The organism is Enterococcus sp. AMC1251, from assembly GCF_058216535.1.
Genome location: NZ_CM177098.1, coordinates 2,787,285 through 2,801,803 on the forward strand (window position 1 = coordinate 2,787,285; position 14,519 = coordinate 2,801,803).

General features: G+C 36.2%; 16 protein-coding genes, 1 tRNA gene and 1 rRNA gene. All 18 read right to left on the reverse strand.

Annotation, left to right across the window (positions count from 1 at the left end):
• Positions 1 to 249: 249 nt before the first annotated feature.
• The 18 genes from AC4BBR_RS13130 to rrf all read right to left on the reverse strand — a co-directional run bounded on the left by AC4BBR_RS13130 (position 250) and on the right by rrf (position 14,508).
• The gene (locus AC4BBR_RS13130) at positions 250 to 1,035 is read right to left on the reverse strand and encodes an acetyl-CoA carboxylase carboxyl transferase subunit alpha (protein ID WP_490459965.1); all 786 of its coding nucleotides are present in this window, start codon (positions 1,033 to 1,035) and stop codon (positions 250 to 252) included.
• A 2-nt stretch (positions 1,036 to 1,037) separates the two neighbouring features.
• Positions 1,038 to 1,904: an acetyl-CoA carboxylase, carboxyltransferase subunit beta gene (gene accD / locus AC4BBR_RS13135; protein WP_490459966.1), complete on the reverse strand. Its 867-nt coding sequence runs from the start codon at positions 1,902 to 1,904 to the stop codon at positions 1,038 to 1,040.
• A gap of 14 nt (positions 1,905 to 1,918) precedes the next feature.
• The gene (locus AC4BBR_RS13140) at positions 1,919 to 3,289 is read right to left on the reverse strand and encodes an acetyl-CoA carboxylase biotin carboxylase subunit (protein ID WP_490459967.1); all 1,371 of its coding nucleotides are present in this window, start codon (positions 3,287 to 3,289) and stop codon (positions 1,919 to 1,921) included.
• A 7-nt stretch (positions 3,290 to 3,296) separates the two neighbouring features.
• The gene (gene fabZ / locus AC4BBR_RS13145; protein WP_490459968.1) at positions 3,297 to 3,716 is read right to left on the reverse strand and encodes a 3-hydroxyacyl-ACP dehydratase FabZ; all 420 of its coding nucleotides are present in this window, start codon (positions 3,714 to 3,716) and stop codon (positions 3,297 to 3,299) included.
• 2 nt (positions 3,717 to 3,718) lie between these two features.
• On the reverse strand, positions 3,719 to 4,207 hold the full coding sequence (accB, locus tag AC4BBR_RS13150; protein ID WP_490459969.1) for an acetyl-CoA carboxylase biotin carboxyl carrier protein: 489 nt from the start codon (positions 4,205 to 4,207) through the stop codon (positions 3,719 to 3,721).
• A gap of 1 nt (position 4,208) precedes the next feature.
• On the reverse strand, positions 4,209 to 5,444 hold the full coding sequence (gene fabF / locus AC4BBR_RS13155; RefSeq protein ID WP_490459970.1) for a beta-ketoacyl-ACP synthase II: 1,236 nt from the start codon (positions 5,442 to 5,444) through the stop codon (positions 4,209 to 4,211).
• 27 nt (positions 5,445 to 5,471) lie between these two features.
• The gene (fabG, locus tag AC4BBR_RS13160; protein WP_490459971.1) at positions 5,472 to 6,209 is read right to left on the reverse strand and encodes a 3-oxoacyl-[acyl-carrier-protein] reductase; all 738 of its coding nucleotides are present in this window, start codon (positions 6,207 to 6,209) and stop codon (positions 5,472 to 5,474) included.
• A gap of 3 nt (positions 6,210 to 6,212) precedes the next feature.
• A complete protein-coding gene (gene fabD / locus AC4BBR_RS13165) occupies positions 6,213 to 7,142 on the reverse strand; it encodes an ACP S-malonyltransferase (protein ID WP_490459972.1) in 930 nt (309 codons plus the stop codon).
• Positions 7,143 to 7,250: 108 nt separating this feature from the next.
• Positions 7,251 to 8,207: an enoyl-[acyl-carrier-protein] reductase FabK gene (gene fabK, locus AC4BBR_RS13170; protein ID WP_490459973.1), complete on the reverse strand. Its 957-nt coding sequence runs from the start codon at positions 8,205 to 8,207 to the stop codon at positions 7,251 to 7,253.
• Between the two features lie 186 nt (positions 8,208 to 8,393).
• On the reverse strand, positions 8,394 to 8,618 hold the full coding sequence (locus tag AC4BBR_RS13175) for an acyl carrier protein (RefSeq protein WP_010760445.1): 225 nt from the start codon (positions 8,616 to 8,618) through the stop codon (positions 8,394 to 8,396).
• Positions 8,619 to 8,668: 50 nt separating this feature from the next.
• Positions 8,669 to 9,628 carry a beta-ketoacyl-ACP synthase III gene (locus AC4BBR_RS13180; RefSeq protein ID WP_490459974.1) on the reverse strand — a complete coding sequence of 320 codons (960 nt, stop codon included), beginning with the start codon at positions 9,626 to 9,628 and terminating at the stop codon, positions 8,669 to 8,671.
• Between the two features lie 14 nt (positions 9,629 to 9,642).
• Entirely contained in the window at positions 9,643 to 10,083 is a 441-nt protein-coding gene (fabT, locus tag AC4BBR_RS13185) for a fatty acid biosynthesis transcriptional regulator FabT (RefSeq protein WP_010773373.1), read from the reverse strand.
• 426 nt (positions 10,084 to 10,509) lie between these two features.
• A complete protein-coding gene (locus AC4BBR_RS13190; RefSeq protein ID WP_010760442.1) occupies positions 10,510 to 10,740 on the reverse strand; it encodes a YkuJ family protein in 231 nt (76 codons plus the stop codon).
• Positions 10,741 to 10,840: 100 nt separating this feature from the next.
• Positions 10,841 to 11,731 carry an NAD(P)-dependent oxidoreductase gene (locus tag AC4BBR_RS13195; protein WP_490459975.1) on the reverse strand — a complete coding sequence of 297 codons (891 nt, stop codon included), beginning with the start codon at positions 11,729 to 11,731 and terminating at the stop codon, positions 10,841 to 10,843.
• A 31-nt stretch (positions 11,732 to 11,762) separates the two neighbouring features.
• Positions 11,763 to 12,986, reverse strand: coding sequence for a glycosyltransferase family 4 protein (locus AC4BBR_RS13200; protein ID WP_490459976.1), 1,224 nt, complete (start codon positions 12,984 to 12,986; stop codon positions 11,763 to 11,765).
• Positions 12,987 to 13,033: 47 nt separating this feature from the next.
• The gene (locus AC4BBR_RS13205) at positions 13,034 to 14,047 is read right to left on the reverse strand and encodes an LTA glycolipid anchor biosynthesis glycosyltransferase, IagA/BgsA family (protein WP_490459977.1); all 1,014 of its coding nucleotides are present in this window, start codon (positions 14,045 to 14,047) and stop codon (positions 13,034 to 13,036) included.
• A 264-nt stretch (positions 14,048 to 14,311) separates the two neighbouring features.
• Positions 14,312 to 14,385, reverse strand: a tRNA-Asn gene (locus AC4BBR_RS13210).
• A 7-nt stretch (positions 14,386 to 14,392) separates the two neighbouring features.
• A 5S ribosomal RNA gene (rrf, locus tag AC4BBR_RS13215) occupies positions 14,393 to 14,508 on the reverse strand.
• Positions 14,509 to 14,519 lie beyond the last annotated feature (11 nt).

The following is a 14,519-nucleotide window of genomic DNA, read 5'->3' on the forward strand; positions in this document are numbered from 1 at the left end:
ATCCAATCTAAATATCTATTGTAAACACAATTTCCCAAAATTTATCAAGTACGAAAAAATAGTAATATTTTATGAAGAACTATTTAACACAGAGAAAATAGCATTGTTAATTACAGAATAACTAAAATTGCGTCGTTGTAGCATTAGTGAATGAATACTAAAAATTTTTTACCGCTTTTTATCAAAGAAATAATAAAAAAATAAACCAAGCTCATTATGAATAATGGCCTGATTCATATTTTTTGTTACTTAATACTTACGAAAACGCTGATAGCGATTTTCCAGCAGTCTATCTGTTTCTAGCTGAGAAAGTTCAGAAAATTTACTAATAAGTGCTTTTTGAATCATTCGGTTGATTTTCGGTTGTTCTAACGCTTCACCATTCATTTCTTCTGGAATCACTCGATCAATGATTGTTAGTTCTTTTAATTCTAAGGCTGTAATCTTCATTAATTCTGCTGCTTCTTTAGCCCGACTGCCATCTTTCCATAAAATCGAAGCAAAACCTTCTGGTGAAAGTACAGCATAAATCGTATGTTCTAGCATCCAAACTTCATCCGCTACGGCAAGCGCTAATGCGCCGCCACTTCCGCCTTCACCAATAATAATTGCGATGATTGGCACACTTAAATCAGACATCTCTATCAAATTTTTAGCAATTGCCTCACCTTCACCACGTTCTTCTGCCTCAATACCGCAATATGCTCCTGCTGTATTAATAAACGTAACTATTGGTCGACCAAATTTTTCTGCCTGCTTCATTAAACGTAATGCTTTACGATACCCTTCTGGATGAGGTGCACCGAAATTTCGTTCGATATTTTCAGGTAAGTTACGTCCTTTTTGAATTCCGACTACCGTCACAGGTTTGTCTTCTAGTGTTGCAACACCACCTACAACAGCTAAATCGTCGCCAAAATAACGATCACCATGAAATTCCATAAAATCATTAAAGATTGCAGCAATATACTCTAAAGTAGTATAACGATCTTGCGCACGAGCTAAGGTGACAATATCATTGGCTGTTTTTTCCATCGTTATTTCCACCCTTTCATCGTATGAATCTTTATTAATTTACTCAGTGCTTCTTGTAGTTGATTTCTTGGAACAATCTTATCAACAAATCCGTGATCGAGTAAAAACTCTGCTTTTTGAAAATCATCCGGTAATTCTTGACGAATCGTTTGCTCAATCACCCGACGTCCAGCAAACCCAATCAAACTTTGCGGTTCGGCTAATATAACATCGCCATCCATCGCAAAACTAGCTGTAACACCACCTGTTGTCGGATCAGTTAACACCGTGATATAAAGTAAGCCTGCATTGCTATGACGTTTAAGTGCACCGGAAATTTTCGCCATTTGCATTAGAGAAAAAATTCCTTCCTGCATTCTAGCTCCCCCTGAAGCTGTAAAAATGATTACTGGTAAGCGTTGTTCTGTTGCTCGCTCAAACAAACGAGTAATTTTTTCCCCTACAACGCTTCCCATACTTCCCATAATAAAATTAGCATCCATCACGCCGATACCGATTTTTTGACCAGCAATTTTAGCTTTTCCAGTTAAAACGGCTTCGTGTAGTTCAGTTTTTTCCTGCATCTTGTTAATTTTATCCAGATAATCAGGGAAATTTAACGGATCTTTGGTGACTAAGTCTGTGTCCCATTCTTCAAAACTTTTCTCATCTATCGTCAATGCAAGTCGTTCCCAAGCACCAATTCTAAAGCTATAACCGCAATAAGGGCAGACTTTTTCTGCCCCCATATCTTTTGTATAGAGCGTACGTTTACAACAAGGACATTTCGCCCACATGTTATCTGGAACTGTAGGTTTTTTTACAGAAGATTGGTCGCCCGCGCGATTCGGATTGATTCGAATATAGTTTTTCTTTTTAAATAAAGCCATACACTTGCTCCTTTTTAATTATCGCTTTCTGGTTCCCAATTTGGTAAAAACGTTTCTTGTAAAAAACTTGTATCATAATCACCAGCTAACACATTTTCATGCGTAATCAAATCTAGCTGAAATTCTGAATTTGTGATGATTCCATCTGTTACGATTTCATTTAGCGCACGCTGCATTTTCATCAACGCATCCATTCGATCATTTCCATGAACGATTACTTTAGCGATCATCGAATCATAAAAAGGTGGAATCGTATAACCTGAATACATTGCACTGTCTACTCTTAATCCCATGCCTCCACTTGGAAGCAATAAGTTTTTGATTTTACCCGGAGAAGGCGCAAAATTAAAGGCAGGATTTTCAGCATTGATTCGGCATTCGATAGCATGACCTGTGATCGTAATATCTTCTTGTGTATAAGGTAGTTCTTCACCGAAAGCCACTTTCAACTGTGCTTTAACAAGATCGATTCCCGTAACCATTTCTGTAACAGGATGCTCCACTTGAATTCGTGTATTCATTTCCATAAAATAAAATTCACCCGATTTATCCATCAAAAATTCAATCGTTCCAGCATTTTCGTAATGAACAGCTTTTGCTGCTCGGACAGCCGTTTCACCTATTAACTGACGTTTTCCAGGTACAATCGCGATCGATGGCGATTCTTCAAGAACTTTTTGATTATTTCTTTGTAAAGAGCAATCACGTTCGCCTAAATGGATCACATGTCCATACTGATCTCCTAAAATTTGTACTTCAATATGACGAGCTGGGTAAATGATTTTTTCTAAGTACATATCATCATTTCCAAAAGCTGCTTTTGCTTCTTGCTGTGCGGAGGTGAAATGCTGAGGTAATTCCTCTTTACTCATCACTTTACGAATCCCTTTACCTCCGCCACCGGCTGCTGCTTTTAGCATAACTGGATAACCGATATTATCAGCGATCATTAAAGCTTCTTCAACTGAACTAATTACACCAGTACTTCCTGGAATAACTGGGACATTAGCTTCTTGCATCAAAGCACGTGCATTGATTTTGTTCCCCATCGCATCAATCGTCTCAGCTTTTGGACCAATAAACGTAATATTGCATTCTTCACACATTGCCGCAAATTGACTATTTTCTGATAAAAAACCAAAACCAGGATGAATCGCTTCAGCGTTGGTTACGATTGCTGCACTTAGTACACTCTGTACATTTAAATATGAATCAGCAGCTTTAGCGGGGCCAATACAAATAGCCTCATCAGCAAGCTGTGTGTGTAACGCTTCTTTATCGGCTTCTGAGTACACAGCAACAGTCTGCACACCTAATTCGCGGCATGCTCGAATGATCCGAACAGCGATTTCTCCTCTATTTGCAATTAAAACTTTTGAAAACATAGCTCACCTATCCAATCATAAAGGTTAATTCTGCTTCCGCTACTTTTTTTCCATTCACAGTCGCAGTTCCTTTGCCGATGCCGGCTATTGATTTTACTTTCATAATTTCTACTTCTAACATCAACGTATCACCCGGAACAACTTTTTGTCTGAATTTGGCTTTATCGATACCACCAAAATAAGCTGTCTTACCTTTAAAGTCCGACATAGACAATAAAGCTACAGCCCCTGCTTGTGCCAAAGCTTCAAGAATTAAAACACCCGGCATAACTGGCTCTCCTGGAAAATGACCTTGAAAGAAAGGTTCATTGATTGTAACATTTTTCTTCGCAATAACTTTTTCGCCTACAACAATTTCTTCAACTGTGTCCAATAATAGAAAAGGATAGCGATGAGGAATAATTTCTTTGATTTCTTGAATATTCATTATTACACTCCCTTAGATACATGGAAAAGTGGTTGATTAAATTCAACAACATCTTCATTTTGTATCAAGATTTCCGTGATCACACCATCAACTGTTGCTGTAATCTCGTTCATAAGCTTCATCGCTTCAACGATACAAACAATATCACCTTTTTTCACTGAATCACCAACTTGTTTAAAGTTTTCTTTATCAGGTGCTGGTTTTAAGTAGACAACACCTACGATTGGGGAGACGATCTCGTCTATATTTTCTGATTTTATTTCTGGTTTTACAGTTTCATTAACAGGCGTTTTCACTTCGTTCATTTGACTCGTAGCGTCTATTCCTTCATGGTTTGTCTTAGTACTATTAATTACTTCGCCAGACGAATTTTTTTGTGATACTTTATTTTTATTCATATAAAGACTAAAGGAACCCTCTCTAAGATCAAATTCAGTTAATGTCGATTGATCAAACTGAGTTAATAATTCTTTCACTTCATTGATATTCATCTTAATCCTCCCAGCGTTTTAAACAAAGTACTGCATTATGACCACCAAAACCAAAAGAATTCGTTAAGGCATAATCAAATTTATATTTTTGGCTGTCATTTGTGACAATATTGATTTCAATTGCTTCATCAAGCTGATCAATATTAATCGTTGGTGGAATAAATTGATACTGCAACGCATTCAACGTTGCAATTGCTTCGATACCACCTGTCGCGCCTAGTGCATGTCCAGTCATACTTTTGGTACTGCTGACACGAACATTTTTAGAAGCTTCTCCCAACGCAGTTTGAATCGCTTTGGTTTCTGCAACATCATTTGAAGGCGTACTTGTTCCGTGAGCATTAATATATCCTACTTTAGAAGGATCGATTGCTGCTTCTTCGATTGCTAGTTGCATAGCTTTAGCAGCTCCACTTCCATCTGGTCTTGGTGACGTCATATGATAAGCATCACAATTTGAACCATAACCGACGACTTCCCCTAATATCTTAGCCCCTCTTTTTTGAGCATGTTCTAAAGATTCCAGAACTAAAATCCCAGCGCCTTCCCCCATTACAAAGCCACTGCGGTCTTTATCAAAAGGAATCGATCCTCTATTAGGATTTTCTTCTGAAGTAACAGCTGTTAACGAAGCAAAACCAGCAATTCCAATTTCAGTAATTGTAGCTTCTGTTCCTCCTGCTAATATTACATCTGAATACCCATGTTTAATGTTTCTAAAGGCCTCACCAATTGAGTTATTCGCTGTAGCACAAGCTGTTACAGTAGCAGAACAAATACCTCTAGCACCTATTCTCAAGGCAATATTTCCAGCTGCCATATTACCAATTGCCATCGGTATAAATAATGGAGCTACTCTTTGAGGTCCTTTTTCACGCATTCTAATTACTTGATCTTGGATTGTTTGAAGTCCGCCAATACCCGAACCCACCATGACACCAAAACGGTCAACATTAATTTTCTCTGTCTCTAGTTCGCTCATTTCCATCGCTTCTAATGCTGCATAAATACCAAACAGTGAGAACAAGTCCATTCGTTTAGCATCTTTTTTTTCAAAATACTTATCAAAAGGAAATTCCTTTACTTCTGCAGCTAATGTAATCCCTGTTTTACTTGCATCAAATTTCGTAATTGGCGTAATTCCATTTTTTCCTGTTTTCAAACTTTCTAAAAAAGTTTTAGCATCGTTACCAATCGGAGATGCCACACCATAACCTGTAATCACTACGCGATTCATTCTTATCGCTCCTTTCATTCTTGTTTATCAGCCGTGCATAACTAAGCCACCATCTACATTCAAGACTTGTCCCGTAATATATGGACTTTTCGCTAAAAAGATAGCTGTATTTGCAACATCTTCTACTTGACCGAATGATTGTAATGGAATTTGTTGATTCATCTGTTCCTTTACTTTATCAGATAAAATTTCTGTCATTTCAGTTTCAATAAATCCTGGTGCAATAGCATTGCACGTGATGCCACGTGCAGCAACTTCTCTTGCCACAGATTTAGTTAAACCAATCACTCCAGCTTTACTTGCTGCGTAATTTGCTTGACCGATATTCCCCATCAATCCAACAACACTAGATATATTAATGATACTCCCACTACGTTGCTTCATCATTTTCTTTATTGTATGTTGAGTCACATTAAATGTTCCAGTTAAGTTGATTTGAATACAGCTAGTAAAATCTTCCTCTGACATTCTCAATAATAATTTATCATTAGTAACGCCAGCATTATTAACTAAAACATCAATTGACCCTAAACTATCAACAACTGTTTGAATCATTTCTCCAGCAGAATCAAAATTAGCAATATCTCCAGAAACACCGATACATTGAACACCAAAAGATTCTACTTTAGCAATTAGATCCGCACTAATTTCTCCCCGTCCATTCAAAGCAATGTTTGCCCCTTCTTTCGCAAAGGCTAAAGCAATAGATTTCCCAATTCCCCGTGTGCTACCTGTAACAAATACGTTTTTCCCTTTTAAGTCCATTCGTTACCTCCCATCCAACAAGCCTTGTGTTTCAGACAATGTTTTTTCATCTTCTACGCGAGCTGTTTTAATTTCTTTATCGATCTTCTTGATAAAACCAGTCAATGTTTTACCTGGTCCAACTTCTATAATTACATCAACATCCATTTTTTTGATTGTTTCGATACTATCCGCAAAACGAACCGCAGACATTACTTGTTTTTCTAATAATTCTTTTATATCTGACTGTTCCATTACTTGTGCGGTAGTATTACTGATCACAGGAATCGTCATTTCTGCAAAATTTATTTTTTCTAATTCGATCGCTAATCTTTCAGAAGCAGGCTTTAATAACGCTGTATGAAACGGACCGCTTACTTTTAATGGGATCATTCGCTTCACACCTGATTCTGTTAATAATTCAATTGCTTTATCAACCGCGGATGCTTCTCCACCGATTACGATTTGCTGAGGTGTATTATAATTCGCTGGAGAAACGACCCCGAAAGTACTCGCCTCATGACAGCATTTTTCAATCAACGAACGTTCGGCATTCATTACTGCAACCATTTTTCCCGTTCCTGTTGGCGCAGCTTCAGTCATGAATTTCCCTCTGTTTGCAACTAATTGAACTGCTTCTTTAAATAAAATCGCTCCACTAGCAACAAGTGCGCTATACTCCCCTAGACTTAACCCAGCCACAACATCTGGCTGATATCCTCTAGATTGTAACAGACGATAGAACGCAATACTGACTGTTAAAATAGCTGGCTGCGTGTACATCGTTTCATTTAGTTGGTCATTCTCAGTGAAGCAAAGATTCGCCATATCATAGCCTAATATATCACTTGCTTCTTGAAATGTTTCTTGAATAATTTTCTCATGATCAAACAATTCCTTGCCCATGCCACTATACTGAGCACCTTGTCCACTAAATACAAAAGCTGTTTTCATTAATTTACTCCTTACTTTAAAAGCGTAGCAGACTGGTTCAATCTTTTCCCTAGTAGACCAGACTTCATACTCTGAACATATTTACAATTCATTACCAAAAGATCCTTATCACAACCATCGACTACATTCAGTCGTCATGACTTCTTTCGTTTCTCTAATATAAGATTCTATAATTTCTTTTGCAGTTTCTTCCTTTTTTACTAAACCTGCAATTTGTCCAGCCATAATTGATCCATGGTTTACATCACCTTCCACAACCGCCTTACGCAAAGCTCCTTGCCCTAATTTATCAAATTGGACAAGATCTGGATCATCTTTTTTCAGTTCGTTTTTTTCTAATCGATCGTATTCATTGGTCAACTTATTTTTAATTGCTCGTACTGGATGCCCAAAATGTTGACAGGTCACTGTCGTATCAACATCTCTAGCTTTGATGATTCTAGCTTTATAATTTTCATGTACAGTACATTCTTTTGCGACTAAAAAACGTGTACCCACTTGAATGGCATCAGCCCCCAACATTAAAGCCGCTGCCATTCCACGTCCATCACCAATACCACCTGCTGCAACCACTGGAATTGTTAGCGCATCTACAACTTGCGGTACAATACTCATCGTTGTTAATTTGCCAATATGTCCCCCAGCTTCCATTCCTTCAACTATCACCGCATCAGCACCTATTTTTTCCATTCTAGCACCTAAAGCAACAGAAGGAATCACTGGAATTACTTTAATATTATGTTCTTTAAAACGAGTCATATATTTGCTAGGATTACCAGCTCCAGTTGTAACTACTGGTACATTCTCTTCACAAACTAAATCTACGATATCCTGTGAAAAAGGTGAGAGCAGCATAATATTAACTCCGAAAGGTTTATCTGTCATTTCTTTGATTTTTTTGATCTCAGCTTGAACAACTTCTCTTGGCGCATTACCACCTGCGATAATTCCAAGACCTCCTGCTTCTGAAACGGCACCTGCCAAAGAAGCATCTGCAATCCAAGCCATACCACCTTGAAAAATGGGGTATTCAATTCCAATCAATTCACATATCTTCGACTGCATAAATTACATCCTTCAAATTATAGAATAATTAAGCAAAAAAGGACTGGAACAAAACTCAATAAGTTTAGTACCAGCCTTTCTAATTTCAATGAGCAGTGTGAAAAAGCCAGGCTCTTCAGCAATTGTTGAGAATCTCGCAGAACTTGGTTCATCCAACTTCTCTATTTCACCTAATTGCTTTGATTATTATGCTTTTTGTTTTTCTACATATGTTACTAAATCTTGAACGGTCGTGATACCATCTTCAGATTCGATTTTTATATCGAAAGCATCTTCGATTTCATTGATGATTTGGAATAAGTCTAAGCTATCCGCATCTAATTCTTCTTGAATGTTTGTTGTTAATTTTACTTCCTCAGGTTCTTTACCTAATTCTTCTACAATAATTGCTTGAATTTTTTCGAATACCATGTGTATATTCCTCCAATAATTTTCTTTTTTTAGTTTATATAGTCACAGTTTTACAGCGTTATGAGTATTGAACCCCACGTTAAACCACCGCCGTAGCCTGTTAACACAATTTTTTGTTTGGAGCCTAATTGAAGCACTCCTTTTTCTACTGATTCATCCAATAATAACGGGATGCTTGCAGCAGAGGTATTGCCATTATATTCCATATTTGTGAGAAATTTCTCTCTTGGAACTTTGAGCTTTTTCGATATTTTTTCAATGATTCGTTTGTTTGCTTGGTGTAACAATAAATAATCTACATCTTCTTCTACAATTTCCCGAATATTGTTCGTTACATCATTCAATGAAAAATCGTAAATATCTCTGCCAGCCATTTGTAGATAACCAGAACTTTCAGCTGTTCCAGAATAAAAAGGACTCTTATTTTCTAAATAACCAGAAGTTAGTGACCTAGCTCTGCCGCCATCAGCCTGCAGTTTTTCGTTTAGAAAATGCTCTTCATTACTTGCTTCCAATAGTACACCTGCTGCTCCATCACCGAATAGTACAGCCGTACTGCGGTCTTCCCAATCAAGGACTTTAGATAACGTTTCACCACCGATGACCATACCAAGCTTTTTCCCAGTACTGATCAATTTTTCACCCATACTTAATGCATAGACAAAACCACTACATGCAGCACTGATATCAAAAGCAAATGCTCGAGTAGCTGAAATACTCCCTTGAACAAGGCAAGCAACTGAAGGTGTACCATAATCTGGCGTCATCGTTGCCACAAGGATAAAATCCAACTCTTCAGCGCTTTTTCCAGATTTTTTTAGTAACTTTTCAGCTACTTTGATACATAAGTCCGAAGTGTTTTCATTTGTAACAATATTTCTTGAACGTATGCCAGTTCGACTGGAAATCCATTCATCGGAAGTATCCATCATCGTCGCAAGTTGATCATTGGATACTACATTTTCAGGAGCATAACGGCTCGTACAAGTTATTTTTGCATGTTGATTCATCTTGGTCCTCACTTTTATTTATATTCCTTTAAGAAATCATGAAGATTCTTCAATGCTTTTAATAAAGCTTGTTCTTCCGTTTTATCCATTCCGTTTAAAATTCTCTTAACCATTTCTCTATGGAAGTGCTGATGAACACGAAAAAGTAATTTTCCTTTTTTGGTCAAACCTAACTTGACTACTCGACGATCATCTTCACTTCGTATGCGTTCAACATAACCTTTTTTCACAAGGTTATTGATTGCTACGGTCAATGTTCCAACAGTGATTGACAATTCTTTGGCAACTTCAGAAGAAGTCTTTTTCTTATACATTCCAATTGCTTCAATTGTGTGCATTTCAGTAATGGATAAGTCATTAAATTGTGATTTCTTTAATTCAGATTCTTCAATCGTCAAAATATCGTTAAAGACACTGACAAGATAATCATTGACTGTTTCTAAATTAGGTTCCATATGTGCGCACCATCCATATACTTTGATTATCAAATCATTTGATGTTCAAACTATATCGTATATAAAAAGAGATTGCAAGTAAAATAGTTGATTTTTTATTTTTTTTAATCAAAAATAAGTTCGTTTCATAACTAAAATTGACCAGCTATGTTGAATTGACTGTAATTTATTTTAGTTTGACTATCAAATAATATTTTGAATTTGTATTGAAAAAGAATGTCCAATTATGACTTTGAAATCATTGATAAGAGATAAATTTTGTTCCCATTAATATTTATAGAAAAAACTATTAAACAACTGCTGAAGCACTTCTTGCTATGTTAGTCACTGCAAATATAAAAAAATCCTGTGGCGTACAAAATTGTACGCCACAGGATTTTCGATTATTGTGATTAATTTTGTTAAATACTTACTAAAATTTACTAATTATTGAATTAAATCATAAATTTCCATCGCAACGATATCAATATTATCAAATTGATAACTTTGTTGAGAATCAGTTTCTGTTAATTCAAATGTTTCAGTTGATTTATCATAAGTTACAATGCATTTTTCAGCACCTTCACGTTCAAAACGACGAACTTGAATTTCGTTGTCAGTTGCTTCAGTCATCGCTTCAAGTCGCTTGATAATCGCCACAAGTTGTGAATGTTTCATAAATGGGCCTCCCTTTAAAAACTAGTTCTGTACCATTGTAACAAAACATTGTCTATCTTGCATGATTTTTCGTCATTTTTTTTAATTTTTTTGCTGTTCTTTAATTTTTGACTGTCGGCTGCTTTCCATCAGTCCACCAGAGCTTGATCAGCGCTTGTGTTCCATCGTTTTCAAGTCCTTTATTAGCAAGCTTTTCATAAAGTTCTGTAGCTAATTTAGTTGAAGGTAACTCAAGATCCATTTTCTCTGCCTCATCCAAGGCAATCTTTAAATCTTTTATAAAATGCTTTACAAAAAAACCAGGAGAATAATTTTCTTTCAAAATCCTTGGGCTGTAGTTGCTTAGTGACCAATTTGCTGCACTTCCACCAGACAGAGTTTCAATAACTTTGTCTAAGTCTAAACCGGCTTTATTCGCATAAACCATCATTTCAGTCATACCAGTCATTGTTCCAGCTATCATGATTTGATTGGCCATTTTAGTATGTTGACCTTTTCCAGAGGTACCATGTAATGTAAAAGTTTTCCCAAATGTTTCAAAAATTGGAACTACTTGATGATACGTTGCTTGATCTCCGCCAACCATGATCGTCAAGGTCCCATTTTTAGCTCCCAAATCCCCTCCTGATACAGGAGCATCCAATGCTATACCACCTAATTCATTTGCCTTCACCGCTATTTTTTTGGCTAATGTTGGGGTGCTTGTGGTCAAATCAACGAGTATCTTATTCGTAATATCTTGCGAAAAAATACCATTCTCCTCAAAGTAGATAGTCTCAACATCGTTTGGAAAACCTACCATTGTAAAAATAATGTCACTACTTGCAGTGATTGCCGCTGGAGTATCTTGCCAAACAGCGCCTTCTTGTACTAGCTCATCCGTTTTATTCTTTGTTCGATTATAAACATTTACTTCCAAACCTTGCTTCATCATATTTCTGACAATTGCTGCACCCATAACTCCTGTTCCAATGAATCCAATTTGTGGCATAGTTATCCCCTCCATTTTTAAGTATGAACATCTATTTTCTTAAAGAAGTTAATTTGACCTTGATTCGTTCAATTGAAACTGCAGCTTCTTTATCTATAATAAGTTGATCGTAGTATTTGATCATCTCTTCATAAAATTCAAACATTTTATTTCCAAAATGAGTTGCTGATATTTCATATAACTTTTCCTTTAAAATAGTTTCATCTGATTTGATCTCAGAGTCAACATAATTAATGAAGGCAGAAGCAAAATGAGCATCTTTTTTGAATGTTATCCCCAAGCTTTCATGATCAAATAAATTATTTAAATACGCATTTCCTTCAACGACACACGGAACACCAGAAGCCATCGCCTCCGTGTAAGTCAATCCTTGTGTTTCAGAAGTTGAAGCACTGACAAAGTAATCAGCAGCCTTATAGTAAATAGCAACCTGATCATTTGGTACTTCACCAACAAATTGAATTTTATCATTTATTCCTAACTCTTCACCCAAACAACGCAACTTCTCAACGTATGGACCGTCTCCCACAATGACAAAACGCGCATTTGGAAAACGTTCAAAAATAGTAGGTAACCCTTGTACAATTGCTTGAATGTTTTTTTCATATGAAATACGACTCAAAGATAATAGCATAATATTATCATCCGTTAAACCTAATTCTTCACGAAGTTCTTTTTTCATTTGAAATGTAATATCAGGTCTTTCGAATTTTTTAATATCGATTCCTGTCGGGATGATTCTCATCGGTGACGTTACGCCATATTCTTTTAATTTATCGATCACTCTTTCACTTGGACACACTACTCCTGTTGTATGATTTGCAAAAAAACGAGAAAAATACTTTACATGTGTTGGACGTACAACTTTTCCTTTTGCGATATAATGTAGATAGTCCTCATACATAGTATGGTATGTGTGGATAACTGGAACTTTAAGTTTTTTTCCTACCATTTTGCCCAATAAGCCAGCACCAAATTCAGTATGTGTATGAATCAAATCCAAGTCTAACTCTTTAGCAATTAGATAAGCATACCACATACCACGTACGACAATTCGGCGATCTTTGAATGACACAAAAGGAACACTGGGCATCCGAATAACATCTTCTTCAATGTCTTTTGCATTTGGATCAGTAGTTGTAAAAATATAAACCTGATGACCTTTTTGCTCTAACTCTTCTTTTAGTGTCTTAATGGATGTTGCAACACCACTAACTTGAGGAAAATATGTATCAGTAAAAAAACCAAATTTCAATTTGTTCACCTCCATTATTTTTACTGCTGTGTTTGCTCTTTTTTCGCTTAACTTTCACTACTCAGAACCTTTTCATAAACATCTTTTAGTTCAAGTCCAATCCGTTCAATACTCTTCTGTTTAGCAACTGCATAACCCGCTTGACATGTATTCGGTATTTTATCTTCAACAAGTGCTTCGATTAAATAGGCAAATTCGTCATTCGTCTTTCCCATATAACAATTCAATTTATCCTCAAGCCACCCTTTATATACAGGAATATCTCTCACCAATACTTGCTGTTTACTGGCTAAAGCTTCTAAGATGACAATCCCCTCCGTTTCCTCATAAGAAGGAAAGAAAAAGAGATTTGCTGCTGAATAAGCACCTTCAATGATATCACCTTTAATATAGCCTGGAAAGTCTACATTTGCTGGATGTTCTTCTTTAACAATTGTTCGAATTGCCCTAGGAATAGAATACATCGGCGTATGCCCAAACCAGATAAAATGATAGTCCGGAAATTTTCTTGCTAGTTCAACAAAATCAATAATTCCTTTTCTTTCAAAATATAGACCTACACAAATAATTATTTTTTGGTTATTTTCTATTTTAAAATACTCTTTAAATTTTTCTTCTTTTTCTTTAGAATATTCAAATCGATTCAAGTCAATTCCATTTGAAATTGAAGCAATCGGAACTGTTATACCATAACCTTTTAATAAGTCCTTCGAATACAGGGTAGGTGTAATTAAATAATCGGCTTTAGAATACAAACTAACTAAGTATTTCTTAACTAAAGGAGATATCTGATTTGATCCAATGAATGAATTCCGAAAATCCTCCTCTGTTGAGTGTGCGTGATAAATAATTTTTTTTCCCATTTTTTTTGCTTTATTTACCATACTATGGCTGTTGATTCCATAAGTATTAATATGTAAAATGTCATAATCTGTACAATCTGCATCTAATGTATACTCTATCCCCACTTCAGAGAGCGCCCGCTTCTGATGATCTAACGCTCGTCCTATTCCAGACTTCGCTAATATTTTTTCACCTTCAAAATATAATAGAATCTTCACATTGCTCCTCCTAACTTCTTTAAACTATTATAACATAGGTTAAAGAGTCCCTCACTCAATCTAAAGTCCTAATTCTATCAGCTTACAATTATTATATCAAAAAATAGCCTGAGAAAGCTATTCTCCCCAAAAATAGCTTCATTATATGACAAAACTGTTAGACTGAGATAATAAATTTATCAATTTCTTATTCTATCAAATAATAAAATTTATTTTACTATAGAAATAAAAAAAAACGAAAACTTATTAAGTCTTCGTTTTTTACTCCGGCAGTAGGACTCGAACCTACGACATCATGATTAACAGTCATGCGCTACTACCAACTGAGCTATGCCGGAATAATTAGCGTGGCGACGTCCTACTCTCACAAAGGGAAACCCTTCACTACAATCGGCGCTAAGAAGCTTAACTTCTGTGTTCGGCATGGGAACAGGTGTATCCTTCTCGCTATCGCCACCACACTGGGTGTTGT

Coding starts and splice junctions, on each gene's coding strand:
- AC4BBR_RS13130 (WP_490459965.1), bottom strand. CDS start 1,035: ATGGAAAAAACAGCCAATGATATTGTCACCTTAGCTCGTGCGCAAGAT.
- accD (WP_490459966.1), bottom strand. CDS start 1,904: ATGGCTTTATTTAAAAAGAAAAACTATATTCGAATCAATCCGAATCGC.
- AC4BBR_RS13140 (WP_490459967.1), bottom strand. CDS start 3,289: ATGTTTTCAAAAGTTTTAATTGCAAATAGAGGAGAAATCGCTGTTCGG.
- fabZ (WP_490459968.1), bottom strand. CDS start 3,716: ATGAATATTCAAGAAATCAAAGAAATTATTCCTCATCGCTATCCTTTT.
- accB (WP_490459969.1), bottom strand. CDS start 4,207: ATGAATATCAATGAAGTGAAAGAATTATTAACTCAGTTTGATCAATCG.
- fabF (WP_490459970.1), bottom strand. CDS start 5,444: ATGAATCGCGTAGTGATTACAGGTTATGGTGTGGCATCTCCGATTGGT.
- fabG (WP_490459971.1), bottom strand. CDS start 6,209: ATGGACTTAAAAGGGAAAAACGTATTTGTTACAGGTAGCACACGGGGA.
- fabD (WP_490459972.1), bottom strand. CDS start 7,142: ATGAAAACAGCTTTTGTATTTAGTGGACAAGGTGCTCAGTATAGTGGC.
- fabK (WP_490459973.1), bottom strand. CDS start 8,207: ATGCAGTCGAAGATATGTGAATTGATTGGAATTGAATACCCCATTTTT.
- AC4BBR_RS13175 (WP_010760445.1), bottom strand. CDS start 8,618: ATGGTATTCGAAAAAATTCAAGCAATTATTGTAGAAGAATTAGGTAAA.
- AC4BBR_RS13180 (WP_490459974.1), bottom strand. CDS start 9,628: ATGAATCAACATGCAAAAATAACTTGTACGAGCCGTTATGCTCCTGAA.
- fabT (WP_010773373.1), bottom strand. CDS start 10,083: ATGGAACCTAATTTAGAAACAGTCAATGATTATCTTGTCAGTGTCTTT.
- AC4BBR_RS13190 (WP_010760442.1), bottom strand. CDS start 10,740: ATGAAACATTCACAACTTGTGGCGATTATCAAGCGACTTGAAGCGATG.
- AC4BBR_RS13195 (WP_490459975.1), bottom strand. CDS start 11,731: ATGCCACAAATTGGATTCATTGGAACAGGAGTTATGGGTGCAGCAATT.